Origin of the sequence: Sphaerimonospora cavernae, assembly GCF_042435035.1 — a bacterium.
Lineage (GTDB): Bacteria > Actinomycetota > Actinomycetes > Streptosporangiales > Streptosporangiaceae > Sphaerimonospora > Sphaerimonospora cavernae.
The window spans coordinates 14705-41085 of record NZ_JBHMQT010000043.1; the positions used below are offsets into that span (position 1 = coordinate 14705).

At 70.0% G+C, this 26381-nt stretch carries 23 protein-coding genes and 1 riboswitch; of the genes, 14 read left to right on the forward strand and 9 right to left on the reverse strand.

Features of this window, described 5'->3' with window-relative positions; all coding sequences use genetic code 11:
- Nucleotides 1-72 precede the first annotated feature (72 nt).
- Nucleotides 73-1536 (forward strand): WS/DGAT/MGAT family O-acyltransferase, encoded by a 1464-nt coding sequence (locus ACFHYQ_RS19520; protein WP_394302590.1) that lies wholly within the window; start codon nt 73-75, stop codon nt 1534-1536.
- A gap of 110 nt (nt 1537-1646) precedes the next feature.
- Here ACFHYQ_RS19520 and mctP read toward each other — a convergent pair whose 3' ends face one another.
- From mctP to ACFHYQ_RS19535, 3 genes are all read right to left on the reverse strand, one after another.
- The gene (gene mctP / locus ACFHYQ_RS19525; protein ID WP_394302591.1) at nt 1647-3227 is read right to left on the reverse strand and encodes a monocarboxylate uptake permease MctP; all 1581 of its coding nucleotides are present in this window, start codon (nt 3225-3227) and stop codon (nt 1647-1649) included.
- Nucleotides 3224-3427: a DUF3311 domain-containing protein gene (locus tag ACFHYQ_RS19530; protein WP_204011262.1), complete on the reverse strand. Its 204-nt coding sequence runs from the start codon at nt 3425-3427 to the stop codon at nt 3224-3226. The genes mctP and ACFHYQ_RS19530 overlap by 4 nt, the downstream gene beginning before the upstream one ends.
- Nucleotides 3428-3554: 127 nt before the next feature.
- Complete coding sequence (locus tag ACFHYQ_RS19535; protein WP_394302592.1) at nt 3555-5273, reverse strand: CocE/NonD family hydrolase; 1719 nt, start codon at nt 5271-5273, stop codon at nt 3555-3557.
- Nucleotides 5274-5545: 272 nt separating this feature from the next.
- On the opposite strand from ACFHYQ_RS19535, the gene ACFHYQ_RS19540 reads away from it, so the two are divergent.
- Nucleotides 5546-7675, forward strand: a complete 2130-nt coding sequence (locus tag ACFHYQ_RS19540; RefSeq protein WP_394302593.1) for an anthranilate synthase component I — start codon at nt 5546-5548, stop codon at nt 7673-7675.
- 132 nt (nt 7676-7807) lie between these two features.
- Here ACFHYQ_RS19540 and ACFHYQ_RS19545 read toward each other — a convergent pair whose 3' ends face one another.
- Both ACFHYQ_RS19545 and ACFHYQ_RS19550 read right to left on the reverse strand, forming a co-directional pair.
- On the reverse strand, nt 7808-8665 hold the full coding sequence (locus ACFHYQ_RS19545; RefSeq protein ID WP_394302594.1) for an ImmA/IrrE family metallo-endopeptidase: 858 nt from the start codon (nt 8663-8665) through the stop codon (nt 7808-7810).
- A 455-nt stretch (nt 8666-9120) separates the two neighbouring features.
- The gene (locus ACFHYQ_RS19550) at nt 9121-9471 is read right to left on the reverse strand and encodes a hypothetical protein (protein WP_394302595.1); all 351 of its coding nucleotides are present in this window, start codon (nt 9469-9471) and stop codon (nt 9121-9123) included.
- A 245-nt stretch (nt 9472-9716) separates the two neighbouring features.
- Between ACFHYQ_RS19550 and ACFHYQ_RS19555 the strand changes: the two genes are divergently transcribed.
- From ACFHYQ_RS19555 to thyX, 3 genes are all read left to right on the forward strand, one after another.
- Entirely contained in the window at nt 9717-10607 is an 891-nt protein-coding gene (locus ACFHYQ_RS19555; protein ID WP_394302596.1) for an ABC transporter ATP-binding protein, read from the forward strand.
- Nucleotides 10604-11389, forward strand: a complete 786-nt coding sequence (locus ACFHYQ_RS19560) for an ABC transporter permease (protein WP_394302597.1) — start codon at nt 10604-10606, stop codon at nt 11387-11389. The genes ACFHYQ_RS19555 and ACFHYQ_RS19560 overlap by 4 nt, the downstream gene beginning before the upstream one ends.
- 90 nt (nt 11390-11479) lie before the next feature.
- Nucleotides 11480-12262 (forward strand): FAD-dependent thymidylate synthase, encoded by a 783-nt coding sequence (gene thyX / locus ACFHYQ_RS19565; protein WP_394302598.1) that lies wholly within the window; start codon nt 11480-11482, stop codon nt 12260-12262.
- A 63-nt stretch (nt 12263-12325) separates the two neighbouring features.
- Here the strand turns inward: thyX and ACFHYQ_RS19570 are convergent, their stop codons facing one another.
- The 3 genes from ACFHYQ_RS19570 to ACFHYQ_RS19580 all read right to left on the reverse strand — a co-directional run bounded on the left by ACFHYQ_RS19570 (nt 12326) and on the right by ACFHYQ_RS19580 (nt 15247).
- On the reverse strand, nt 12326-12850 hold the full coding sequence (locus ACFHYQ_RS19570; RefSeq protein ID WP_394302599.1) for a hypothetical protein: 525 nt from the start codon (nt 12848-12850) through the stop codon (nt 12326-12328).
- Between the two features lie 120 nt (nt 12851-12970).
- Complete coding sequence (locus ACFHYQ_RS19575; RefSeq protein ID WP_394302600.1) at nt 12971-14047, reverse strand: WD40/YVTN/BNR-like repeat-containing protein; 1077 nt, start codon at nt 14045-14047, stop codon at nt 12971-12973.
- A 36-nt stretch (nt 14048-14083) separates the two neighbouring features.
- On the reverse strand, nt 14084-15247 hold the full coding sequence (locus ACFHYQ_RS19580) for a globin domain-containing protein (protein WP_394302601.1): 1164 nt from the start codon (nt 15245-15247) through the stop codon (nt 14084-14086).
- 256 nt (nt 15248-15503) lie between these two features.
- Between ACFHYQ_RS19580 and clsA the strand changes: the two genes are divergently transcribed.
- From clsA to ACFHYQ_RS19620, 8 genes are all read left to right on the forward strand, one after another.
- Nucleotides 15504-16079 (forward strand): cardiolipin synthase ClsA, encoded by a 576-nt coding sequence (clsA, locus tag ACFHYQ_RS19585; RefSeq protein WP_394302602.1) that lies wholly within the window; start codon nt 15504-15506, stop codon nt 16077-16079.
- Between the two features lie 53 nt (nt 16080-16132).
- Nucleotides 16133-18637, forward strand: a complete 2505-nt coding sequence (locus tag ACFHYQ_RS19590; RefSeq protein WP_394302603.1) for a sugar phosphate nucleotidyltransferase — start codon at nt 16133-16135, stop codon at nt 18635-18637.
- A gap of 166 nt (nt 18638-18803) precedes the next feature.
- On the forward strand, nt 18804-19307 hold the full coding sequence (locus ACFHYQ_RS19595; protein WP_394302604.1) for an FHA domain-containing protein: 504 nt from the start codon (nt 18804-18806) through the stop codon (nt 19305-19307).
- Nucleotides 19308-19326: 19 nt separating this feature from the next.
- A complete protein-coding gene (gene ftsR / locus ACFHYQ_RS19600) occupies nt 19327-19992 on the forward strand; it encodes a transcriptional regulator FtsR (RefSeq protein WP_394302605.1) in 666 nt (221 codons plus the stop codon).
- A gap of 76 nt (nt 19993-20068) precedes the next feature.
- Entirely contained in the window at nt 20069-20539 is a 471-nt protein-coding gene (locus ACFHYQ_RS19605; protein WP_394302606.1) for a bifunctional nuclease family protein, read from the forward strand.
- Between the two features lie 155 nt (nt 20540-20694).
- Complete coding sequence (locus tag ACFHYQ_RS19610) at nt 20695-21312, forward strand: MerR family transcriptional regulator (protein WP_239089330.1); 618 nt, start codon at nt 20695-20697, stop codon at nt 21310-21312.
- Nucleotides 21313-21394: 82 nt separating this feature from the next.
- Nucleotides 21395-21484: riboswitch (glycine riboswitch) on the forward strand.
- A 147-nt stretch (nt 21485-21631) separates the two neighbouring features.
- Nucleotides 21632-24505 carry an aminomethyl-transferring glycine dehydrogenase gene (gcvP, locus tag ACFHYQ_RS19615; RefSeq protein ID WP_394302607.1) on the forward strand — a complete coding sequence of 958 codons (2874 nt, stop codon included), beginning with the start codon at nt 21632-21634 and terminating at the stop codon, nt 24503-24505.
- Between the two features lie 99 nt (nt 24506-24604).
- Nucleotides 24605-25177 (forward strand): hypothetical protein, encoded by a 573-nt coding sequence (locus ACFHYQ_RS19620; protein ID WP_394302608.1) that lies wholly within the window; start codon nt 24605-24607, stop codon nt 25175-25177.
- A gap of 1 nt (nt 25178) precedes the next feature.
- Here ACFHYQ_RS19620 and ACFHYQ_RS19625 read toward each other — a convergent pair whose 3' ends face one another.
- Nucleotides 25179-25673: a hypothetical protein gene (locus ACFHYQ_RS19625; RefSeq protein ID WP_394302609.1), complete on the reverse strand. Its 495-nt coding sequence runs from the start codon at nt 25671-25673 to the stop codon at nt 25179-25181.
- A 93-nt stretch (nt 25674-25766) separates the two neighbouring features.
- Here ACFHYQ_RS19625 and ACFHYQ_RS19630 point away from each other — a divergent pair, with 93 nt between their 5' ends.
- Complete coding sequence (locus ACFHYQ_RS19630) at nt 25767-26378, forward strand: alpha/beta hydrolase family protein (RefSeq protein WP_394302610.1); 612 nt, start codon at nt 25767-25769, stop codon at nt 26376-26378.
- Nucleotides 26379-26381: the final 3 nt, after the last annotated feature.

A 26381-nucleotide genomic window follows, 5' to 3' on the forward strand; every position in this document is an offset into this window, starting at 1 on the left:
AGCAGGCCGTGCCATTCAGGGTGAACGATGTTCCAGGTCGGTGTCCGGGCGGTTTCGGGGCAGTTTGTAGGCATGGGACAGCAGCTCAGCCCGTTCGACGCACAGTTCCTCAACTTCGAGACCGTCACCAACCTCGCGCACATCGCGGGGCTGACGATCCTCGACCCGTCCGACGCACCCGGCGGCACGATCAACCGGGAGCACCTGGTGACGCTGCTGCGCGGGCGGCTCCACCTCGCCCCGCCGCTGCGCCGCCGTCTGGTCGGGGTGCCGCTGGGACTCGATCATCCGTACTGGGCGGAGGACCGGGAGGTCGACTTCGACTACCACGTCCGCGAGCTCGCGCTGCCGCCACCCGGAGACGACCACAAGCTCGCCGAGCAGGTCGCCCGGTTGCACGGCAGGGCCCTCGACCGGCGGCGGCCGCTGTGGGAGCTGTACGTGATCCAGGGAGTGGCCGGCGATCTGGTCGCCCTGTACACCAAGGTCCACCACGCCGCGATCGACGGGGTGACCGGGGTCGAGGTGATGGCGGCGCTGATGGACTTCGAGCCGCGGCCGTGCGACGCCCCGGCAGCCGGGCCGCCGAAGCCCGATGAGGCGGCGACGGCCCCCGGACCGCTGGAGATGACCGTCAGGGGCGTCACCCGGGTCCTGGACAACCCGCTGGCCCTGCTGCGCTTCCTCGCCGACGCGGTGCCGAGGCTGGACGAGATGCCGGTGATCTCCCAGGTTCCGGGCGCCGGGCTGGTCTCGCGGCTGATCCGTGGAATCGGCGTCCGGGGGAGCGGTGCCGAGCGGCTGCCCGGCCTGCCCCGCATGCCGGTGCCGCGCACCCCGCTGTCCGGTCCGGTCTCCCAGCACCGCCGGTTCGCGTTCGGGACGCTGCCGCTCGACGAGATCAAACACGTGAAGAACGCCTTCGGCCGTACGGTGAACGACGTGGTGCTGACGCTGTGCGCGGCCGCGCTGCGGTGCTGGCTGGCCAAGCGGGACGAGCTGCCGCGCCTGCCGCTCGTCGTCGGCATCCCGATATCCACCAGGGGCCGCTCGCCGGAGGGCGGACCGGCCAACGAGGTGATCCCGGCGATCACCACGCTGCCGACGCACCTCGCCGACCCGCTGGACCGGCTGCGTGCCGTCGGCGACTCGATGACCCTGGTCAAGGAGCGGTTCTCCGCCGCGCCGGCGACCTGGCTGATCGAGTTCAGCCAGGCCATGCCCGCCGCGCTGAACGCGCTGGCCGCCAGGTCCGGGTTCCGGCTGGCCTCGCGCCGGGCACCCGCCATGAATCTGCTGATCTCCAACGTGCCGGGGCCGCAGATCCCGCTGTACGTCTGCGGCGCGCGTGTCGTCGCCCAGTATCCGATCTCGGTGATCACCGATGTCAGCGGCGGCATCAACATCACCGTCTTCTCGTACGACGGCCGCGTCGACTTCGGGATCATCGCCGACCGCGACATGGTCCCCGATGTGTGGGATCTGATCGACTACCTGCGTGACGCGCTGGACGAGCTGATGAAGCTCGCCGGGTGAGCGCGGTCCGCCTATGGGCGGCGGGCGGCCCGCCCGGGACCGCGTGGGGCCGCCGGGCGGGAGTCGTACCCGCGGAGCAGGGCGGGTGGAGCGGGCCGGCTCCTGGGGGATCAGGCGGAGCCGGAGATCTCCACTTCGTGGACGCGGGGGTCGTCCTTGTCCGCCGTGTAGTCGTCCGGACGGGTCGCGTCCGGTCCGTCGGCCGCCCTGAGCGCGCGGGCGAGGAACGTCCCGAGCACGGCGACGACCAGGTTGACGATCAGCGCGAGGAACCCGGCGTAGATCGTCATCTTGGTGTCCAGGCCGAGCTGGGACAGCGGGAATCCCGACCCGGCGAAGTGGGCGTGGGTGGGGCTGGAGATGTTGTAGAGCATCAGCATGCCCGCGCCCATTCCGCCGACCCACCCGGCGATCAGGCCGGCCCGGTGGAACCAGCGGGTGAACAGCCCGAGCGCGACCGACGGGAGTGTCTGCAGGATGATCACACCGCCGATGAGCTGCAGGTCGATGGAGAACTGCGGATCGATGAGCAGGATGCACAGCACGGCGCCGACCTTCACGACCAGGGATGTGATCTTGCTGACCCTGGCCTCCTGGGCGTCGGTCGCGTCCCGCCTCAGATACTCGCGGTAGATGTTGCGGGTGAACAGGTTGGCCGCGGCGATCGACATGATCGCGGCGGGCACCAGCGCGCCGATCCCGATCGCGGCGAAGGCCACCCCGGCGAACCAGTCGGGGAACATCTTGTCGAACAGCAGCGGCACGACCGTGTTGGAGTCCTTGCCGATCGGGGTGACCCCGGCCGCGATCGCCATGTAGCCGAGCAGCGCGATCAGGCCCAGCAGGAAGGTGTAGGCCGGCAGCGCCGACATGTTGCGTTTGATCACGTTGCGGTCCCGCGACGCCAGCACGCCGGTGACGCTGTGCGGGTAGAGGAACAGCGCCATCGCCGAGCCGAGCGCGAGCGTGATGTACTGCAGTTGGTTGCCGGCGTTCAGCAGGACTCCGTCGCCGGGCGCGGGCGTGGCCTCGAACTTGGCCTGGGCCGCAGCGAAGATCGAGCTCCAGCCGCCGAGCTTCGCCGGGATGTAGATGACCGCCGCGAGGATCACGATGTAGATCAGTGAGTCTTTGACGAAGGCGATCAGGGCCGGCGCGCGCAGGCCCGACTGGTAGGTGTAGGCCGCGAGGATCGCGAAGGCGATGATCAGCGGCAGGTCGCCGGACACGCCCATCGTCTTGAGCACCGCCTCGATGCCGACGAGTTGCAGTGCGATGTACGGCATGGTCGCGATGATGCCGGTGATCGCGACCAGCAGCGCCAGCGTCGGCGAGCCGAACCTGGCCCGCACGAAGTCGGCCGGCGTGACCAGCCCGTGCACGTGCGAGACCGACCACAGCCGGATCAGCACGAGCATCACCAGGGGATAGACGACCACCGTGTACGGCACGGCGAAGAAGCCCATGGCGCCGGCGCCGAACAGCAGGGCCGGGACGGCCACGAACGTGTAGGCGGTGTAGAGGTCGCCGCCCACCAGGAACCAGGTGATCCACGAGCCGAAGCTGCGCCCGCCGAGACCCCACTCGTGCAGGCTGGCGAGGTCGTCGGCGCGCCGCCAGCGGGCCGCGACGAAGCCCATGCCGCTGACGAGCAGGAACAGGATCGTGAAGATGACGATCTCGGTGGTCATCGGCCCCTCCGCGTCATGCGGTAGACGACCGTGGTGGTCGTGACGCCGAGGACGATGAAGGCGAGTTGCAGCCAGTAGAACAGCGGGATGCCGAAGAGGCGGGGTTCGACGGCGTTGAACAGGGGTGTGATCAGCGGGATCACGATGGGGATCGGAAGCAGCCAGTACCAGTTGCTGCGGTCGGTGCGGGGCGTGGTCAACGACTCTCCAAACCGATCAGACACCTTGTGTGTCACCCGGTTGAGTGACGTGGATCACAGTAAATACGCGTAGATCACAGCGTCGTCACCGATCGCCGAACGGTCCGGACGGCGCGCCGAACGACGGCTATCGCGCCGCGATGTGGGGGAGCACGACGGCCGAGGGGTGCTCGGGGTCGTGCAGGACCTCATGGTCCGACGGCACCATCGGGCTGCCCGCGGTCAGCGCCGCCCCGGTGCCCGGATTGCGGGCGATCCGGGGATAGGCCCCGCTCGCCACGTGCAGCCGGATCCGGTGGCCCCGGCGGAAGCGGTGCCCCATCGGCCACAGTTCGACCTCCACCCGGCGCACGCCGTCGGCGCCGACCGGCAGGGCCGGGGTGAGCCGGCGGACGCCCTCGCAGACGTTCATCGACGCGCCGCCGGGGTGGACGTCGCACACCCGCACGACCACGTCGGCGTGGTCGTTGGTCGACCGCAGGAACAGGTCGGCGGTGACCGGCCCGATCATCTCGATGTCCTCGGCCAGCGCGTCGGAGGTGTAGACGAGCACGTCCCGCCGGGCCTCCAGCCGCCTGTTGTCCCGCGGGGAGGAGTCGCCGATCAGCACCGGGCCGCCGAGGACCGGGGTGGGATGCGCGGGATCGTAGCGGTACCGGTCCGGCTCGGAGGGGGCCGGGTTGCCGGTGGACAGCGCGAAGTCCGGCTGCAGGTGCCAGCGCACCGGCCGCGTCCCCGGCGGCGGCCAGTCGGGGTGGTCGCGCCACTCGTCGGCGCCGGTCACGAACAGCCGTACGGGCGAGGCACGCAGCCCGGACGGGTCGTCGAGCAGGTGCGCACGGAACCAGGCCAGCGCGTCGTTGTTGGCGGCCCGCCCGTGCCGTACGTCGGTGTGATGCCACGGCCCGATCGTCAGGTACGGCTGCCGCCCGGCGGCGCGCATCGCGGCGTAGTCCTTCAGCTGCCACGGCAGGAACACGTCGTACCAGCCGCCGGTCATCGTGACCTCGGCCGTCACCCTGTCGACCGTGCCGGAGAAGTCCCTCTTCTGCCAGTACGACGAGGCCGGGTCGGCGTGATTGGCGAGCAGTTCGCGGAAGAAGGGCAGTGGGCGGCCCGCCGCCAGCAGGTCGAGCTCGGTGATCGGCCGGCCCCAATTCCCCGTTGACCCCGGCGGCACCGGCGCTCCGTTGGGTCCGGCCGTTTCCGGCAGTGCGGACAGTGCGGAAAGTAAGGCCCGGCGTGCCTTGCGGGGGACGAACAGCGGGGCCATCCCGGGCAGCCGCCCGTCCAGGTGGGCGGTGAGCGTGGTCCAGATCAGCGACGACTCCAGGGCGAACGCGCCGCCGACATAGGCCGCGTCGCGGAAGCAGGAGGCGGTGACCTGCGTCGCCATCGCCTTCAGGTCCGGCGTCTCGGCCGCGATGGCCCACTGGGTGTAGCCGAGGTAGGAGGGCCCGTGCATGGCGAGGCTTCCGCCGTACCATGACTGCCGGCGCAGCCACTCGACCGTGGCCAGGCCGTCGGCGTGCTCGTCGGCGAGCGGGTCGAGCAGACCGCCGGAGCCGAATCCGCCGCGGCAGCTCTGCAGGACGACCTGGAAGCCGTGCCGCGCGAACGCCCAGCCGTACATCCAGCCGAAGGGGCCGCCCCGGCCGTAGGGCGTGCGGATCAGGATGGTGGGCGGGCGGGTGGCGCCGAGCGGGATGTAGTGGTCGGCCAGGAGGATCACGCCGTCCGGCATGGGCACGGGGAGGTCGCGCCTGACCCGCACCCGGTGGGCGGGGCGGCGTCCCGGCCGCTGGACTGTCCAGGAAATCGGCAACCGGACCGGCAGATCGACCATGCGGACTCCTTCGCGCTCCTCCTTTTACCTACTGGTAACAGAATATCTATCCGTACGGCCATTCGGCCAGCGTGTCCCGTTGCATGGTCGCGGTGACCGCCGCTAACCTTCATTCCATGCGAGTTCCCGCGACCCTTCAGTGGTGGCGCCGCTAACAGGCGGCGTGGGTTTCGCATTCGCAAGCGTGAACGGACCGGCCGCCCGAGAGGCGGCCTTCTGTGTTGTCCGCCCTGGGGCATTCGACGGGCTTCGGCCAAAAGGGGTATGGACAAGTGGAGATCAGCCGATATACCACCGCAGGCGGCGTCACCGTGGAACGCGGCGTGCGCGACGTGTCGGAGGCGGCGCTCGAGGAGATCGTGACGGCGCTCGGCGAGCACCGCGGCGGCGCCTTCTCCTCCGGCATGGACTACCCCGGCCGCTACAGCCGATGGGCCTTCGGGTACGTCGATCCCTGCCTGGAGTTCGTCGTCAGAGGGCGGCGGATCTCCGCCCGGGCGCTGAACGACCGCGGCCTGGTCGTCCTCCCCGTGGTCGCGTCCTGTCTGCTCGCCGCGGGCAAGCCGGTCACCGAGCTCGGCGACGGGTTCGTCGAGGTGTACGTACCGGAGTCCGAGGACCTGCTGCCGGAGGAGCAGCGCACCCGCCGGCCGACCGTCTTCACCGCGATCCGTGAGGTGATCGCGGCCTTCCGCGGCGACGACCCGCACCTCGGCCTGTACGGCGCGTTCGGCTACGACCTGGCATTCCAGTTCGAGCCGATCCGCTACCGGCTGACCCGGCCGGACGACCAGCGCGACCTGGTCCTCCACCTGCCCGACCGGCTCGTCGTGATCGACCGGGTACGCGAGACCAGCGTGGAGCACCTCTACGAGTTCACCGTCGACGGGTCCTCCACCCACGGCCTGCCGCGCACCGGCGAGGCGATCCCGCTCGTCACGCCGGACCGGATCCCGGACGACCCGCACCGGGGCGGGTACGCGGAGGTCGTCGCGCAGGCCAAGGAGAAGTTCACCCGGGGAGACCTGTTCGAGGTCGTCCCCGGCCAGGTCTTCCACGGGGCCTGCACCGACCCCGCCGCCTTCTACCGCGTGCTCCGCACGAGCAACCCCGCGCCGTACGAGTTCCTGCTCAACCTCGGCGGCGAGCACCTGGTCGGAGCGTCGCCCGAGATGTACGTGCGGGTGACCGGCGACCGGGTGGAGACCTGCCCGATCTCCGGCACGATCGCCCGCGGGGCCGACCCGGTCGAGGACGCCGAGGCGATCCGGACGCTCCTGTCCAGCGTCAAGGAGGAGTCCGAGCTCACCATGTGCACCGACGTGGACCGCAACGACAAGTCGCGCGTCTGCGTCCCCGGCAGCGTCCGCGTCATCGGCCGTCGCCAGATCGAGATGTACTCCCGGCTGATCCACACCGTCGACCACATCGAGGGCAGGCTGCGCCCCGAGTTCGACGCGCTGGACGCCTTCCTCACCCACATGTGGGCCGTCACCGTCACCGGCGCCCCGAAGACCTGGGCGATGCAGTTCATCGAGGACCACGAGGAGACGACCCGGCGCTGGTACGGCGGGGCCATCGGCTTCATCGGCTTCGACGGCTCGATGAACACCGGCCTGACGCTGCGTACCGCCCAGATCCGCGACGGCGTCGCCGCTGTACGGGCCGGGGCGACCCTGCTGTTCGACTCCGACCCCGAGGCCGAGGAGCGGGAGACAGAGCTCAAGGCCAGCGCGCTGCTCGGCGCCCTCGCCGCGGCCGGCTGCCCGCAGGAGCAGGCGGGGCCCGCCCGGGCCGCCGACCTGCCCGGTGAGGGCCACACCGTGCTGCTGGTCGACCACGAGGACTCGTTCGTCAACACCCTCGCCGACTACTTCCGCCGGCAGGGCGCCTCCGTGGTGACGCTGCGGCACGGCTTCCCGCTGGAGATGATCGACGACATCGCGCCCACGCTGGTCGTGCTCTCGCCCGGCCCCGGCTGGCCGTCCGACTTCGGCTGCGCGGCTCTGCTCGACGCGGTGTACACGAAGGGGCTGCCGGTGTTCGGCGTCTGCCTGGGACTGCAGGCCATGGTCGAGCAGGCGGGAGGCACACTCGAGCTGCTGCCGTACCCGGAGCACGGCAAGCGCGGCCGGGTCCGCCGCGAGGGGGACAGCGCGCTGCTCGACGGCCTGCCCGGCGAGTTCGTCGCCGCGCGGTACCACTCGCTGCACGCCAAGCGGCCGGGCGTGCCGGGCGGCTTCGCGGTCACCGCGTGCACTCCGGACGGGGCGGTGATGGCGATCGAGGACATCGACAACCGGCGCTTCGCCGTGCAGTTCCACCCCGAGTCGATCCTCACCACCCAGGGCGGCTCCGGCGAAATGATCATCGCGAACATCCTGCGCCTCACCTCGGCGTAGCTCCCGTCCGCAGCCGGCCTCCGTACAGCCACGCCACCCGTGCGGTCGTCCTCGTGGACGTCCGTACGGGTGAGCGGCGCCCGCGAACCGCCTCGGCGGGTGGCACGAGAGACCCGGATCGCGCTCGCGCCTTCAGGCCGTCGCAAGCAGCTGATTTTCGAGCTGATGCTTGATGACGATGGGCGACACCTGAAAGCGTGCGGCGATCTTCTCGAGATCGTCCGGGAGTGCCGCGTCAGGAGCGACGTCCAGCAGCTCGGCGATGCCGGCGGCAGGCGCGAGCAACTCGGTCGCGAAAGCGCGTTCCACTTTCTGCCGGAAGGTATAGGCGGCTGTGACCAGGAACAACGGCTCCGGCTCCCAGAGATAGCGGCAGAGCGCGCGGGCGAGAGTGAAACGCCTGGCCGTCGTGGGGAGACCGGGTTCCATCACCGCCACGGGACCGTACTCCTCGGCCGCGCCTCCCACCGCTCGCAGTCCACGGTCGGGGCCGCCCCGATCCAGGCAATGGATGTAGGGCGTAAGCGAGAATTTCGCGGTTTCCCGAAGTCCCAACGCGCGCCGCACGGCTCGCGCGTGGCTCCAACCTTTCTCCCATGCGCGATTATCGGCCGGTGACTGGAGAGGGCTGAGTTCCCGACGCAGCGCCACGGCGTCCGACCCGGGTCGCACGGCTTGCCGGATGTCGGAGCGTGCCAGACGGATCCATTCGAGCGCATCACCCATCAGTGCCGGGTCGACGGCGTCGTAGAAATCTCCGAGCAGGTTTCCTCGCAACTCGTCGGCCGCCTGGACGATCAGTTGTTCGTACGGCTCTGCCTCCGAGTAGGGTTCCAGCCCGAGCCGAGCGGACGCGACACAGAATTCCACCTCATCCGGATCAGCCTCTTGTATGGCTGTCCACTCCTTCTCCAGGGCAGTGCCGGTGACTCCTTGCTCCGCGAGTCGAGTGAGTACTGCCGAGATGAGGCGGACGAGTTCCTGCTCCACAGCTGCCCCGTCCAGGAGCGCCTCTCCGTCCGAAAGGAATCGGATCGAGGTCCGTACGGGAAGCGGCAAACGATCCCGATACCAGATCAGCCGTTTGCTCTCACCCTCCGGGATGATCAGGAGATTCGGCCACAGGAAGCCGTTGCCGCTGCCGCGAAGGGAGTGCCGTCGGAACTCGCGAGGGTGCAGATGCTCCAGACGGCTGAGATCGGAGGTGCGGGCCAGTCTGGCGTCCGACCGGAGGAACCACCAGTTGTACGCGATCCATTCGGCCAGCGGGTAGAGGGGGCAGTAAACCGATCTGCGCGAACTGCCCGACTCCTGGTCCTCGACAAGGGTGACATGCTCGGAACCGATTCGGATGTCGAGACGGGCCCAGGTGGCCCGATGCTCGGGAGCTCGGACCGACGGCGCGTGCTCCCACTCCCACCGAATCCTCAGCTCGGGAACGGCCGTCATCGCTCATCTCCTTCGCCCATCTTGTTGAGGCTCTCAGGCCACTCACTTCGCTTGAGCGGGTATCCCTTGTACTGGCCAAGCTCCTGATTGACCAGTCTGGCTTCGTAGATCACATCATCCAAGGTGTGCCACGCATAGCGCGGGAAGTCCCCTTCCCATGGCGCGCCGACGTTCCCGGCGGCGATCGCTTGCCGCAGGAAGCCAGTGATCTCGTTCGCGTCATTGAACTTGGGGTCGCACTTGCTCGCGTCCGCGCGGAGCCGGGGCCGTCCAGCGAACGACGGATATGACTTATGTTCTCCGCTGCCTACGTAAGAGGCGCGATCAGCGAGATCGGCCAGGGACACGCCAGGAGGTGGCTGGAGGAGGCTGCGTAGGAGTGGTCGCTTGCGTTTGGGAGCACGCATGCGGCAAGTATGGCCTGGATCACCGACAGCGGCAGGCGGTTCGATTCACCCGCTGACCTGGGCCGATGCGCAACATGTCGATAGCTGCGGACCGGCGTTCTGAGGGTCCTCCTCCAGGGGGAGTGTCCGAGATCCTCATAAAGGAGGAGAAAAGGACAGCTCTTGGGGCGAGATAATCAGGCCTGATGACTGCCATAGAGATCAAAAATTTAGTTAAGTCGTTCGGGGCCGTGAAGGCCGTCGACGACGTGTCGTTCAGCGTGGAGGCGGGATCCGTCACCGGATTCCTCGGCCCCAACGGGGCCGGCAAGACCACCACGCTCCGCAGCCTGCTCGGCCTGGTCACGCCCGACTCGGGTGAGGCGCTGGTCAACGGCAGGCCCTACACCTCACTCGCCGCGCCCCTGACCGAGGTCGGGGCCGTGCTCGAGGCCACCAGTTTCCATCCCGGCCGCACCGCCCGCAACCACTTGCGGATCATGTGCACCGCCGCCGGGTTGCCCGCGAAGCGGGCCGACGAGGCACTCGATCAGGTCGGCCTCGCCGATGCCGCCAACAAGCGCGTGCTCGGTTTCTCGCTGGGCATGCGGCAGCGGCTCGCGCTCGCCTCCGCGCTGCTCGGCAGCCCGAAGGTGTACATCCTCGACGAGCCGGCCAACGGCCTCGACCCCGCGGGGATCGAATGGCTCCGTGGCTTTCTGCGTCACCTCGCGCACGACGAGGGCGCGGCGGTGCTGGTCTCCAGCCATGTCCTGTCCGAGGTCGAGCAGACCGTCGACAACGTGGTGATCATCGCCAAGGGCTGTCTCGTACGGCAGGGCAGCCTGGCCGAGCTGACCACGAACGGTGGGGAGGTGATCAGGGTCCGCACGGTGAAGGCGGCGGAGCTCGCCCCCGCCATCGAGGCGGCCGGAGCCCAGGTCGAGCGTGTCGACGACGGGGTGCTGCGGGTGCGCGGCCTGGACACCGAGACCATCGGGCAGGTGGCGCTCGACCAGCGCATCGTGCTGACCGAGGTCGCACAGGAGCGGTCGGACCTTCAGAAGGTCTTCCTCGAGCTGACGGAGGGACGATGACCAGTCTCGTCAAGGCGGAGCTGCAGAAGCTGTTCACCACCAGGCTCTGGTGGATCCTGCTGATCGTGCTGCTTCTGCTGACCGGGGTGTTCCTGGGCTTCTTCATCGGGTTCGCCGGAGTCGAGAGCGACGGAGTCGCGGGCATCCCCGCCACGGATGACCCGAAGTGGGCGCAGCTCGCCTGGACCACCGGCGCGCAGATGAGCTGGATCATGGTGATGATCCTCGGAGTCATCATGATGACCTCCGAGTTCCGCTACCAGACGATCACTGGCACCTTCCTGACCACCCCGCGCCGCAGCCAGGTGATCGTCGCCAAGCTCGTCTCCGGTCTGGTGGTCGGCGCGTTGTACGCCCTGGCCGTGCTGGTGTTCCAGGCGCTGGTGGTGATTCCCACGGTGCTGATCTCGGGGGGAGAGCTCTCCCTGTCCGAATCCCATATCCCGCAGATCAGCCTCGGCATCCTGGTGTCCACGGCCCTCTACGCGGTGTTCGGCATCGGCCTGGGCGCTCTGGTGCGCAACCAGATCGCCGGCATCGTCGGCGCGATCGTGTGGACGTACATCATCGAGTCGATCTTCACCGCGATCCCCGCCCTGCAGGGTGTCGGAAAATGGCTGCCCAGCGGTGCCGCGAACGCGCTGATGAGCATCGACATCGACACCGGGCTCGGCGTCCCCCACTGGCTCCCCGCCTGGGGTGGAGCACTGGTCCTGGTCGGGTACGGCCTGCTGTTCGCGGCCATCGCCTCCGCCACCACGGTCCGCCGCGACATCACCTGAACCTGCTTGGGCATACCGGGCCGGGGCGTGCGTTCCGGCCCGGTACGGTGTGCATGACCGGTCGTTACCGCAACAACGGGGAAAAGGTACATGCGCAGCGTCGAACCCGAGGTCTTCCTCGTCGCCAGGCCCGAACTGGACTACGACGAACTCGCCCGCTACCTCCAGGAGATCGGCGGCGAGCGCTGGCTGGATCGGCTGGAGCGGGGCGAGTTCGACGCGCAGAACCTCGCCGAGTTCGCCGGCCGCCTGTGCTACCGGTCGTACGAGCCCGGGCTGAACCCGAATGTGGTCCGCGTGCGCAAGGACCAGGACACCTACCTGCGCAACATCCTGGCCAGCGCCCACGGCTCGGTCCTCGAACACCTCAGCTTCAGCTTCGTCCTGCACAACGTCAGCCGGGTGTTCACCCATGAGCTGGCGAGGCACCGCCCCGGGGTGGCGATCTCGCAGGAGTCGCTGCGGTTCGTCCGGCTCACCGAGATCCCGTTCTGGTTCCCCGAATGGGCGCGCGAGGACGCCGAGCTGATGAAGCGGGCCACCGAGCTGCTCGACCGGATGGAGGAGTTCCAGACCTGGGCGGCCGAGCATTTCCAGCTGGACGCCGACGGCGTGCCGTTCGCCGAGAAGAAGCACCGCACCTCGTTCATGCGCCGGTTCGCCCCCGAGGGCGTCGCGACCGGCCTGGTGTGGACGGCCAACGTGCGCACGCTCCGCCACACGATCGAGGCACGTACGGCCGCGGGCGCGGAGGAGGAGATCCGCCTGGTCTTCGGCAAGATCGGCGAGATCATGCGGACGGAGGCCCCGGCCCTGTTCGGCGACTACGCGGTCGAGGACGGCGCCTGGATCCCCAGCTGGCGCAAGGTCTGATCGTCGGTCGGCCGCGCGGGTGGGCCGCCCACACCCGCGCGGGGGCCCCGAACCACGTCCCGGTCAGGGAACGTAGATCTCCTGGAACTTGACGATCTTTCCCCGATACACGGTGATGAGCGCCGGATGCCGGTCCTTGAGGCGGGAGAAGAACTCCTTGCGGGAGCAACGCTTGTCGCCCACGCCCCGGCTGTCCACCGTCACGCCGCCGTCGCCGCCCCTGCAGCCGTAGGAGCTGTAGAACGTGACGTTCTTGGAGATGGGCGAGGCGTAACGGGTGACGTCGCCCTCGGGCGGGCCGACGAAACGCCCCTCCGTGTGCTTGCCCTTCGCCCATTTGATGGGCTCGTACTCCGCGATGCCACCGCGGTGACGCGTGATCCAGCCGCGCAGCACGCCGTCATGCCGCGGGCTGATCCTCTTGGTGAAGTCGTGCCTGGGGTCCTTCTGGAAGGACGTGCCGAAAACCTTGGGCTGTTTGAACTTCGGGATGGCGGCGGCGTTCGCGGGGGATGTCGTCGCGGCGGTCAGCGTAACGGCGACCGCGGTGGCGGAGAGAAGGGCGGTGAGCGAGGTCCTGAGTCTCATGCCCTATAAGAGTGCGGGCCGCGCCGGTTGGTTCGCGCTCCTTCGAGAATTCCGCTGGATACCGACCTGGCGGTGCCACGGTGCGGACCGCCGGTCGGTGAACTGACAGGAGGCCGCGGCTCAGATCACGGCGGCGCGGACGCACAGGACGTCGGGCAGGTGCCCGGCGATCCGCGTCCAGGTCTCGCCGCCGTCGCGGGAGCCGTACACCTCGCCGTCGCGCGTGCCGAAGAAGACGCCCGCCTCGCCCGCGCACATCGCGTCCCTGAGCACCGACGAGTACACGGGCTCGTCTGGCAGCCCCACCGGGAGCCCCTGCCAGGTGGCTCCGGCGTCGTCGCTGCGGAACACGGTGTACTCGTGGCCGACGGGCGTGCGGTCGATGTCCGCGTGCAGCGGGAACACGTACACCGTGTCCGGACGCTCCGGATGGACGGCGACCGGGAAGCCGAAGTCGGACGGCAGGCCGGCGCCGATGTCGGTCCAGGATCCGCCGAAGTCGTCCGACCGGTACACGCCGAAATGGTGCTGGAGGTAGAGCCGCTCGGGCCGCGCCGGATGCTGGGCGACCTTGTGCACGCACTGCCCGAACTCGGGATACTGAGCGCCTTCGGGCAGGAACGGCGCCCGGATGTTCTTGTTGGCGGGCTCCCAGGAGGCCCCGGCATCGAAGCTGCGGAAGAAGCCGACCGCCGAGGCGGCGACCGCGATCCGAGCCGGGTCGTCGGGGTGCGGGAGGATCGTGTGGAGACACAGCCCGCCCCCGCCCGGCTGCCACCGCGGCCGCGTCGGGTGGTCCCACAGCCCCTCGACCAGGGAGTAGGTGATCCCGCCGTCCTCCGATCGGAACAGCGCGGCGGGCTCGGCCCCGGCCCAGATGACGTCCGGTTCGGACGGCGAGGGCTGGAGCTGCCAGACCCGGGTCAGCGAGGCGCCCGTGTGTTCGGGGAAGGCCACCGGTGGCGCCTCGGCCTCCTCCCAGGTCTTCCCCAGGTCGTCGGACCACATGACGCCCGGCCCGAAGTGGCCGTACTCGATGCCGGCCAGCAGCCTCGGCGTCTCCTTCCTGGTGTCGACGGCCACGGACGGCACCGCGATGGTCGAGAACCGCACGGACTCCACCTCGAACGGGCCGCCCCCGACGGAGCGGGCGAGGAAGAGCCCCTTGCGGGTCCCGATCGCGAGCAGGGCTTCCATCGTGTCTCCCTTACGGTCGGTCGCTGTCGGCTGTGGTCATGGTGTCAGGCTGACGGCGGGTGCGCCCGGAGTTCCGGAAGGGTGTCCCAGATCGCCTGGGGTCCCATCGCAGTGGATGCGGGACGGCGGCACGCCCGCCTTCCGCAGGCGCCGTACGGCCTCGTGCACCATCGCGGCGGGCCCGCACACATAGGCCTCGTGATCCGGCCAGGACTCGAGCCGCTCCATGATCTCCGGCAGCCTGCCCCGCGTCCCGGAGAAGCCGGGATCGTCGGAGACCACGGGGAGCACCCGCAACCGCGGGAAGTCCGAGGCCATGCGGGCGAGGTCCGGCAGGTCGTACAGATCTCCGGCGTGGCGGGCGCCGAACAGCAGATGGATGCGCGGACGGCGGCCCGAGCCGATGACGTGCTCGATGACGGCCTTGATCGGTGCCAGACCGGTGCCGCCCGCGACGCACAGCATGTCCCTGTCGGTGTCGGCCGGGGCCATGGTGCCCGACGGCGGGCCGAGCATGACCTGGTCGCCGACCCGGGTGTGCCGCACCAGCGCCGAGCTCACCCAGCCACCGGGTACCGCCCGCACGTGCAGGCACAGGGTGCCGTCCTCACGTGGGGCGTTGGCGATCGAGAACGGGCGCCACACGCGCGGCCAGCGCGGCGTCTGCACCGTGACGTGCTGCCCGGGGGTGAAGTCCAGCCGCTGCGCCGGGCGCAGGGTGACGACCGCGATGTCAGGGGCGCGCAGCTCGTGGCCGGCGACCTCGGCGAGCCACCACGGGGGACGGGTCCTCGCCTCGGCCCGCGCGGCGTCGATCATCGCGTCCGCCACCATGGCGTACGCCTCGGTCCAGGCGGCCTCGACCTCGGAGGTCCAGGCGTCCGCGGCGAAGTGCCGGATCGTGGCGAGCAGGGCGCTGCCGACGGCCTCGTAGTGCTCGGCGACGACGCCGTACCTGCGGTGGCCGCGGCCGAGCCGGGCGAGGAAGGCGGAGAGCCCGGCGGGGTCGTCGAGCATCCGGACGATCTTAGCGAGAGCCTCGAAGACGCGATCGTCGTGAATGCCCATGGTGGCCGGGAACAGTGCCCGCAGGTTCGGATGCTCGGCGAACAGCCGTCCGTGGAAGTACGCCGCGGCCTTCCCGGCGACGGGCTCGACGAGCGAGAAGCTCTCCTTGATGAGGCGCGCGTTCGGCGACATGAGATCGTGTCCCACCCCTGGTCGTGTTCGGTACACCTCCCTGACATTCCGGGTGACGAGCGTCGGCGGCCCCGGCCCACTCGAACGCTCACGGTGAGCGTGACATCCGCGACGTGGGGTCACAACCGGTTCGCCCTAATTGCTTGGCGAATATCCATTGATTGCGCGCAAATCAGCATTTCTTCGCGTGCCCGGACAGGTGCCCGGACAGGCGCCCGGACAGGCGCGGAACGGCGGGAAAGGTAGGGTCTGGGGCGTGAACGCTGCCGAGGACCGGATCTGGACGCTGCCCAACCTGCTGAGCGCGCTCAGGCTGCTCGGCGTTCCCGTCTTCCTCTGGCTCGTGCTGGGCCCCAGGGCCGACGGCTGGGCCATCGGGCTGCTCATCCTCGCCGGGTTCAGCGACTGGCTCGACGGCAAGATCGCCCGGGCCTGGAACCAGATGAGCAGGCTCGGCAGTCTGATCGACCCGCTCGCCGACCGGCTCTACATCCTCGCCACCCTCGTCGGGCTGGTCCTGCGCGATGCCGTCCCCTGGTGGCTGGCGCTGGCCGTGCCGCTGCGGGACGTGCTGCTGCTGTGGGTCCCGCCGCTGCTGCGCCGCCACGGGTACGGCCCGGCCCTGCCGGTGCACTTCCTCGGCAAGGCCGGCACGGCGGCCCTCATGTACGCGTTCCCGCTGCTGTTCCTCGCCTCCCACGAGGGTTGGTACGCCGATATCTGCGCGATCTCCGGATGGGCTTTCGCCATCTGGGGAACTGGTCTGTATTGGTGGGCGGGGGTGTTGTACGTCGTCCAGGTGCGCCAGTTGATCAGCACGCGCGCCGGCTGATCGGCGGGCGCGTCAGCCGACCGGTTGGGCGCGCCGGCTGGAAGGGGTGAGGCGTGAAGGCCGTCGTGATGGCGGGCGGGGAGGGGACTCGGCTGCGGCCGATGACCGCGAACCAGCCCAAGCCGATGCTCCCCATCATCAACCGGCCGATCATGGAGCATGTGCTGCGGCTGCTGAAACGACACGGCTTCACCGAGACCGTGGTCACCGTGCAGTTCCTGGCCGCGCTCATTCGCAACTACTTCGGCGACGGCGACGAGCTGGGCATGACCCTGCACTACGCCACCGAGGAGGTGCCGCTCGGCACGGCCGGGAGCGTGAAGAACGCCGCGGACAGGCTGCGCGACGAGCGGTTCCTGGTGATCTCCGGCGACGCGCTCACCGACATCGACCTGACCGACATGCTCCGCTTCCACCGGGAGAACCGCGCACTGGTCACGATCGGGCTCAAGCGGGTGCCCAACCCGCTCGAGTTCGGGATCATCATCGTGGACGAGGACGGGCGGATCCAGCGCTTCCTGGAGAAGCCCACCTGGGGGCAGGTCTTCTCCGACACGGTGAACACCGGCATCTACATCATGGAGCCGTCGGTGCTCGACGAGATCGCTCCCGGGCAGCCCGTCGACTGGTCGGCCGAGGTCTTCCCCAAGCTGCTCGACCGGGGCAGCCGGCTGTTCGGCTACGTCGCCGAGGGCTACTGGGAGGACGTGGGCACCCATGAGAGCTACCTGAAGGCGCACGCCGACGTCCTGGAAGGCAAGGTCAAGGTCGACTTCGACGCGTTCGAACTGGCGCCCGGAGTGTGGGCGGCCGAGGGCGCCTCGGTCGACCCGGAGGCGGTGCTCAAGGGGCCGCTCTACATCGGCGGCTACGCGAAGGTCGAGGCCGGCGCCGAGCTGCGGGAGTACACCGTGCTCGGCAGCAACGCGGTCGTCAAGGAGGGCGCGTTCCTGCACCGCGCGGTCGTCAGCGACAACGTCTACGTCGGCCCCGCCGCCCACCTGCGCGGCTGCGTGATCGGCAAGAACACCGACGTGATGACCGGGGCCCGCATCGAGGAGAACGCCGTCGTGGGGGACGAGTGCGTCATCGAGGCGGAGGCGTACGTCTCCTCCGGTGTGAAGATCTACCCGTTCAAGACGATCGAGGCGGGCACGGTCGTCAACACGAGCGTCATCTGGGAGTCGCGCGGCCAGCGCAGCCTGTTCGGCCCGCGTGGCGTCTCGGGCCTGGTCAACGTGGAGATCACTCCCGAGCTGTGCGTACGGCTGGCCGGCGCCTACGCCACCACGCTGCGCAAGGGCGACACGGTCGTCACGTCCCGTGACGTCTCCCGCGCGGCCCGGGCGCTGAAGCGGGCGGTGATCAGCGCGCTCAACTCCAGCGCGATCAACGTGATCGACCTGGAGGCCGCGGCCCTGCCGGTCGCCCGCTTCCACACCTCGCGCGAGCACGTCAAGGGCGGGGTGGCCCTGCGGACCACGCCGGGCGACCCGCAGAGCGTCGACATCGTGTTCATGGACGGGGCGGGGGCCGACCTGTCCCAGGCCGCCCAGCGGAAGCTGGAGCGGGTCTTCTCGCGGCAGGAGTACCGCAGGGCGTTCCCCGGCGAGATCGCCGAGCTCACCTTCCCGGCCAGGGCCGTCGACACCTACACCCGGGAACTGCTGCGCTGCGTCGACATGAGCGGGGTCAAGGACGCCGAGATGAAGGTCGTGGCCGACTGCGCCGGCGGCACGGCCTCGCTCGTGCTGCCCAGCCTGCTCGGCCGGGCGGGCGTCGACGTGCTGACCGTCAACGGCCGGCTCGACGACGCCTCGCCGACCGAGACCCTCGCCGAGCGCCGCCGGGACCTGCAGCGCCTCGCCGAACTGGTGGCCTCGTCCCGGGCCGCCTTCGGCGTGCGGTTCGACCCGGTGGGCGAGCGGATCTCCCTGGTGGACGAGCTGGGCCGGCTGATCAGCGAGGAGCGGGCACTGCTGGTGGTCCTCGATCTGGTCGCCGCCGAGCGCCGGGGCGGCAGGGTGGCCCTGCCGGTCACCACGACCCGGGTGGCCGAGATGGTCTGCCGGTTCCACGGAGTCCAGGTCGACTGGACGGCGACCAGCCTGGACACGCTGACCCGGGCGGCGCGCCATCCCGACACGGTCTTCGCCGGCGACGGCCGCGGAGGTTTCATCGTTCCCGAGTTCGCCCCCACACTGGACGGCCCGGCGGTGTTCCTGCGCCTGCTCGGCCTGGTCGCGCGGACCCGGCTGTCGCTCAGCCAGATCGACGCCCGCATCCCGGAGGCCAGGTTGCTCAAGCGCACGGTCCCCACTCCGTGGGCGCACAAGGGGACCGTGATGCGCTCGGTGGTCGAGGCGGCCGAGGGCCGGGGCCTGGACACCACGGACGGCGTGCGGATCGTGGAGGACGACGGGAGCTGGGCCCTCGTGCTGCCCGACCCGGCCGAGGCCGTCACCCACCTGTGGGCCGAGGGCCACGACATGGACACCGCCCAGGCTCTGCTGGAGCGCTGGGCCGCCGTCGTCGAGCGGGCGGCAGGCGCCCCGTGAGGGCGGGGGCGGGTGGTCCATGTGTGGCGGGATGGACCTTGAACGTATGCTGGCTGTAGCGTTGGTCAGTCCACGCCCCAGCCATGCTTCTTGACCTTGATCCTTGATCAGCGTAAGTTGCGGCATTCGCAGTCCGAGCAAGTCGTGAGAGAGGCCGAGCCGATCGATGCCCAGCGTCTACTGCACGCAGTGCGGTCATGCCAACCCCGAGGATGCCCGTTTCTGTTCACGATGCGGTTCGCCGCTGAGCGCACCGGCGCCCGTCGCAGCCGACACCACCTCCACGATCTCGCTTGAGGCGCTGGAGGCCGAGGCGGGGCAGACCCTGCTGCCGGACAGGTCGGCGGTGGAGCGGCTTCCGCCGGGAACCGCGCTGCTCGTCGTCATGCGCGGCCCCAACGCGGGGAGTCGTTTTCTGCTGGACAGCGATCTCACTACGGCGGGTCGTCACCCGGAAAGCGACATTTTCCTGGACGATGTAACCGTGTCCAGGAGGCACGTGGAGTTCTACCGGCGCGGCGGCCAGTTCACCGTGCGTGACGTCGGCAGCCTCAACGGCACCTACGTCAACCGGGAGCGCATCGAGGAGTCCCCGCTCACGGGCGGCGACGAGGTGCAGATCGGCAAGTTCCGGCTGGTGTTCCTCACGCGTGGCTCTGGAGGGCTGTGATCGCTGAGGAGGGGGGATCATGGGCGCGCAGGCCGTACGGGCGTTCATGAGCATCGGGGAGGTGCTCGCCCTGCTGCAGGGGGAGTTCCCCGACATCACCATCTCCAAGATCCGCTTCCTGGAGGGTGAGGGGCTCATCGAGCCGCAGCGGAGCCCGTCGGGCTACCGCAAGTTCACTCATCATGACGTCGAGCGGCTGCGCTACATCCTCACCGCGCAGCGCGACCACTACCTGCCCCTCCGCGTGATCAAGGATCATCTGGACGAGCAGGCCGCCCGCCCGCGCCCGGTGCCCGCCGGGACCGCCGGGGCGCCTCCCGTACGGCTGAGCCGGGAGGAACTGATCGAGGCGGCGGGCATCGACGAGGAGACGCTCGCCGAGATGGAGAGCTTCGGTCTCGTCGCCTCCGTCGCCCGTCACTACGACGGGGAGGCGATGGAGGTGGCCCGCAGCGTGGCGGCGCTGGCGAAGTTCGGCCTGCACTCCAGGCACCTTCGGGCAGTCAGAGCCGCGGTGGAGCGGGAGGCGGGCCTGATCGAGCAGGCGGTGGCCCCGTTGATGCGCCGCCGGGCGCCCGGCGCGATCGCGCAGGCGGACGAGACCGCCAGGGAGATCTCCGGACTTCTTCAAGAATTGCACAACGCGTTACTTCGTGGCAGTGTTCGCGGCGTTCAGGGGCGGTGACCGGCATATGCGGTCGGTCCCGGGTGTTACGTTGAATGCCTGGTGATATGTCGCGACGCTTGAGACGGAGCCGCCCGTGTTGCAGATGGAGGTCGTGGGGGTTCGCGTTGAGATGCCCACCAATCAGCCGATTGTCCTGTTGAAGGAGACGAGCGGCGATCGGTATCTACCGATCTGGATAGGCATGACCGAGGCGACCGCCATCGCGTTGGCTCAGGCGGAGGAGCCGCCGCCGAGGCCGCTCACCCATGACTTGTTCCGTGACGTGATCGAGGCCCTGGGGGTGCGGTTGCGCACCGTCAACATCGTCGCGCTCCGTGATGGGATCTTCTTCGCCGATCTGGTGTTCTCCAACGGCGTGGAGGTGAGCGCCCGGCCGTCGGACTCGATCGCGCTGGCGCTGCGCACGGGGGCGACGATCTACGCCAGCGAGGACGTGGTCCAGGAGGCGGGTGTGAGCATGCCCGACGACCAAGAGGACGAGGTCGAGAAGTTCCGCCAGTTCCTGGACAAAATCACTCCCGAAGACTTCGGTCGGGCGGGCTGACGTGCCGGTCGATTTCGGGAGATTACGCTTTACGACGCGCCGGACGGGGTCGTTGACTGACGATGCCCCCAGTCCTACGGTGCAAGGGAAACCACGGTTGTAATTCACGAACCCCCAGATCAGACCGTGGGATGAGAGAAAGCCGGAGGTCCGCAGTGGCGGTCAGCAGCGGCGAGGGTAAGTCGGCCGGCCAGCACGACCCGGTCCGGCAGTCGGCGCGGGAGCGCGCCGGCGAGCAGGGTCTGCTGTTCGACGAGCGGCCGACCGCGCTGCCCGATGACATCGGATACCGCGGTCCCACGGCATGCGCCGCGGCCGGGATCACCTACCGGCAGCTCGACTACTGGGCGCGTACCGAGCTCGTCCTGCCGACGATAAGGGCCGCCCAGGGATCGGGGTCGCAGCGACTGTACAGCTTCCGCGACATCCTCGTGCTGAAAGTCGTCAAACGCCTCCTCGACACCGGCGTCTCGCTGCAGCAGATACGCACCGCCGTACGGCACCTGCGGGACCGGGGGGTCAACGACCTGGCCCAGATCACGTTGATGAGCGACGGGGTGAGCGTCTATGAGTGCACCTCGGCCGACGAGGTGATCGACCTGCTGCAGGGCGGACAGGGCGTGTTCGGCATCGCGCTGGGCCGGGTCTGGCGCGAGGTGGAGGGGTCGCTCGCCGAGCTGCCGGGCGAGCGGGCGGAAGCCGCCTCCGATGCGGAGGGTGACCATCCGGCGGACGAACTGGCCCGGCGTCGTAAGGCTCGCAAGACCGGATGAACAAGACCGGATAACAAGATCGGATAAAGGGACCGCGGGTGGTGGTCCGGATTCCGGGTAACGGTAGAGTGAATACGGCCGACGACCACGTGCGGGAGAGCCCCCTGGTGGCAGGGGCGCCGAAGGAGCAACCTCCCCGGAATCTCTCAGGCATCCGTACCGCACGGACGAGGCGACTCTGAAAAGCGGGCGCACCAGCCAGGTGGGCCTCACCGAAGGGGAAAGCCGGGACCAGATCGGCCCGGTGAAGCTCTCAGGTCCGATGACAGAGGGGGAGACCGCACACGCCTGGTCTCGACCCGCCCGGGAGGCCCCTGTCATGACCGATAGGTCACCACTTCACGATCTTTCCGCTCCCCCCTTCGTCACCCGCCATATCGGACCCTCCGCCGCGGACCGCGTGCGCATGCTGGCGGCCGTCGGCCACGAGTCGATGGCCGGCCTGGTGGCGGCGGCCGTACCGGAGGCGATCCGCGCCCGTATGCCACTCGATCTGCCCGAGGCGGTGAGCGAGGCCGGGGCGCTGGCTGAGCTGAAGACCCTCGCCGGCCGTAACCGGGTGCTCACCTCGATGATCGGCCTGGGCTACCACGACACCATCACCCCCGGCGTCATCCTGCGCAACGTGCTGGAGAACCCGGGCTGGTACACGGCGTACACGCCGTACCAGCCGGAGATCTCCCAGGGGCGGCTCGAGGCGCTGCTCAACTTCCAGACGATGGTGGCCGACCTGGCCGGGCTCGACGTCGCCGGGGCCTCCCTGCTGGACGAGGCGACGGCGGCGGCCGAGGCCATGACGCTGGCCCGGCGGGCGGGCCGGTCGAAGTCCGACGTCTTCGTGGTCGACGTCGACGCACTGCCGCAGACCAAGGCCGTGCTGGCGACCCGGGCGCAGCCCCTGGGGATCACGCTGGTGGAGTCGGACCTCACCGGCGACCTGCCCGAGTGCTTCGGCGTCCTGGTGCAGTACCCGGGTGCGAGCGGCCGGGCGGCGGGCTTCGCCGCCCTGGCCGATCGGGCGCACGCCGCGGGCGCGCTCGTCGTCGCAGCCGCCGACCTGCTGGCTCTGACGCTGCTGGCCGCCCCGGGCGAGCAGGGTGCGGACATCGCGGTCGGCTCTACTCAGCGGTTCGGGGTGCCACTCGGCTTCGGCGGCCCGCACGCCGCCTACATGGCGGTCAGGCAGGGGCTGCAGCGGCAGATGCCGGGCCGTCTGGTCGGGGTCTCCGTCGACGCCGACGGCCGGCCCGCCTACCGGCTCGCCCTGCAGACCCGTGAGCAGCACATCCGCCGGGAGAAGGCCACCAGCAACATCTGCACGGCGCAGGTCCTGCTGGCCGTCATCGCCTCGATGTACGCGGTCTACCACGGCCCCGAGGGACTGCGGCGGATCGCGCAGCGGGTCCACCGGCACGCGGCCGTCCTCGCCGCCGGGCTGCGCGAGCGCGGGGTGACGGTCGTCCACGAGGCGTTCTTCGACACGGTGCTCGCCCGGGTGCCCGACCGGGTATCCGGCCGCGCCGGCGAGGTCGTCGCCGCGGCCGCGGCGGCGGGGATCAACCTGCGCCACGTGGACGCCGACCACGTCGCCATCGCCTGTGACGAGAAGACCACCACCGGCCATCTGATCGCCGTGTGGGCGGCGTTCGGTGGCGACCCGAAGGAGGGGCTCGACGACGCGCTGGACGGCGCGCTGGACGACCTGGACCGGGTGACGCCGGACGCGCTGCCGGCCGGTCTGCTGCGCACCTCGGCCTACCTCACGCACCCGGTGTTCCACGCCCATCGCTCCGAGACGGCGATGCTGCGCTATCTGCGCCGGCTCCAGGACAAGGACATCGCGCTCGATCGCTCGATGATCCCGCTGGGCTCCTGCACGATGAAGCTCAACGCGACCACCGAGATGGAGCCGATCACCTGGCCGGAGTTCGCCGGCATCCACCCCTTCGCGCCGATCGGCCAGGCCGCGGGCTACGTCGAACTGATCGAGACCCTGGAGGCCTGGCTCGCCGAGGTCACCGGGTACGACAAGGTCTCCGTGCAGCCCAACGCCGGCTCACAGGGGGAGTACGCCGGGCTGCTGGCCATCCGGGGCTACCACCGCGCTCGGGGTGAGGAGGGGCGCGATGTCTGCCTGATCCCGTCGTCGGCCCACGGGACCAATGCCGCCAGCGCCGTCATGGCCGGGATGCGGGTGGTCGTGGTGGCCTGCGACGGCGACGGCAACGTCGACCTCGGCGACCTCGCCGCGAAGATCGACAAGCATCGCGACGCGCTGGCCGCGATCATGGTGACCTACCCCTCCACCCACGGGGTGTACGAGGAGACGATCACCGAGATCTGCGAGCGGGTCCACGAGGCCGGGGGTCAGGTCTACGTGGACGGGGCGAACCTCAACGCGCTGGTCGGGCTGGCCAAGCTCGGCGAGTTCGGCGCCGACGTCTCCCACCTCAACCTGCACAAGACGTTCTGCATCCCGCACGGTGGGGGCGGCCCGGGCGTCGGCCCGGTGGCGGTCAAGGCCCACCTCGCCCCCCACCTGCCCGGGCACGTGTCGGCGGCGCCGTACGGCTCGGCGGGCATCCTGCCGATCTCCTGGGCGTACATCAGGATGATGGGCGGCGAAGGGCTGCGCCAGGCCACCGAGCAGGCGATCCTGTCGGCCAACTACCTCGCCCGGCGCCTCGCGACGCACTATCCGGTGCTCTACACGGGGCGCGACGGGCTGGTGGCGCACGAGTGCATCATCGACCTGCGGCAGATCACCAAGGAGACCGGTGTCACGGTCGACGACGTGGCCAAGCGGCTCATCGACTACGGCTTCCACGCGCCGACCATGTCGTTCCCGGTCGCCGGCACACTGATGATCGAGCCGACCGAGAGTGAGGACCTGGCCGAACTCGACCGCTTCACCGACGCGATGATCGCCATCAGGGAGGAGATCGCCCGCGTGGCGTCGGGAGAGTACGACAAGACGGACAACCCGCTGCGGAACGCCCCGCACACCGCGGACTGTCTGACCGCGGACGAGTGGCCGCACCCGTACCCCAGGAGCGTGGGCGCCTACCCGATGCCGGGACTGCGGGAGGGCAAGTACTGGCCGCCCGTCCGGCGGATCGACCAGGCGCACGGCGACCGCAACCTCGTCTGCTCCTGCCCGCCCCTGGACGCCTACCAGGCCGCTGACGACTGAGTCCGTACGGCTTGGCGCATGTCGGTCCCGCCCGGTGGTCGTCCGCACTAGGATCCTGGTGATCGTTTCCTGTCCCCAGATCCGATGCGAGGCCCCTCGATGACGGCCATCGACCCCGGGCGGCTCGACCATGCCCACCGGCTTGCCCAGGCCCACCAGTTGACGCGGTCCGGCGACCTGGACGGCGCGGCCGCGATCTTCGCGGAGCTGGCCGAGGACGAGGCGTCGCCGGACCGGGCTGAGGCGGGCGCCGGCCTGTCGGCCGTCGCCGAGCGGATGGCGGAACTGCTGCTGGAGGAGGGCGATCCGGGGCAGGCGGCGGACGTTCTGGTCCGGGCGCTGTCCGTCGACGCCGTGGCCGACGTGGCCGACGCGGCACGCCTGCGGGTGCTGCTCGGCATCGCCCACCTCGAACTGGCGTGTGCCGAGTTCGCCGCCGCGGTCGAGGACGGCCGCGGCGAGGGCGCCGATGCCGACACCGGCGCCCTCGCCATCGAACTGCTGGCCCGGACGCTGCCGTTGCGCGGCCGCGACGCCGACGCCGCGACCGTCTGGCGTTACGGCCTGGACCACCCGGACCAGGCCCTGGCCGAGCAGGTGCGGCTCCGTCTCGGCCGGGACGTCCGGCCCGCCGTGTCGGCGACCCCGGAATCTCCCGAGAGCACTCCCTGAGTCAGCGCTGCCTGCGCCGGCCCAGGGCGTAGGCCAGGTTGACGGCGACGATGCCGCCCCAGGCCAGCAGCAGCCCGGGGGTCCCGGCATTGCCCACGGCGATACCCGTGAGCGGGATCCCCAAGGCGAGTGACCCCATCGCCACGCCCACCGCGCTGTCCTTCTTCTGGGGAGGCGGCGTCTGCTGCTGGTGAGGCCCCTGCTGATAGTGCGCCTGGGCCGCCACCTCGTTGCGTACCCGTGCCCCGATCTCCACGTCGAGCTTGTCGAGGAACGAGTCGACCAGGGCGTCCTCGTACTCCGGCCCCAGGTCCCGCCGCGCGGCCAGGACGGCGCGAAGATCCTCGCGCGGCGACGGGGCGACGGGCTGCGGCGGGCGGGCCTGCGGCGGATAGGGCTGCTGAGGCTGCGGCCAGGCGGGCGTGGGCTGGGCCGTCGTGGGACGGCCAGCGTTGGGGTGGCCCGTTCCGGGCGGCTGCGATGCTGTTTCCGGCACCTTCACATTCTGCCTCTTGCGCGGGCGGGCCGGTGTCCTCCGTTAGTAGGGGCGGTCGTTCCTGCTGAAGGCGGAGGCGATACGGTCAACCTCATGGAGATCGAGACCCCGTACGGCCCGGCGCTGGCCGAGGTGGACGAGGTGCCCGATCCCAGGCTGCTGCTGGTGCTGACCCACGGCTCGGCAGGCGGAGTCGACGCCCCCGACCTGATGGCCGTACGGGACGCCGTGCTGGAGATCGGCGGCACCGTGGCCCGGGTCGTCCAGCCGTTCCGGATGCGCGGCGCCAGGGCTCCCGGCTCGGCGGCCAAACAGGATGAGGCGTGGCTGGCGGTCGTGGCCGCGCTGCGCGGGCGCCACCCCGGCATGACGCTCGTTCAGGGCGGGCGGAGCAACGGGGCGAGGGTGGCCTGCCGTACGGCACGGGCCGCCGGAGCGGCAGGGGTGATCGCATTGGCGTTCCCGCTGCGCCCGCCGGCCAGGCCGGAACGCTCACGTGCGGAGGAGCTCAGGCAGGCGGGAACACCCGTACTTGTGATCAATGGAGATCGTGACGCGTTCGGCGTTCCGGACGAGGCGGACGCGGCACGTCTGGTGGTCCTGCCGGGTGAGACGCACGATCTGAAGAAAGACCCCGTGCGGGTGGGCACGGAGGTCGCGCGGTGGCTGCCGGAACTGCTGGGGCTGCCGGAGGAGCAGCCGTGAGGG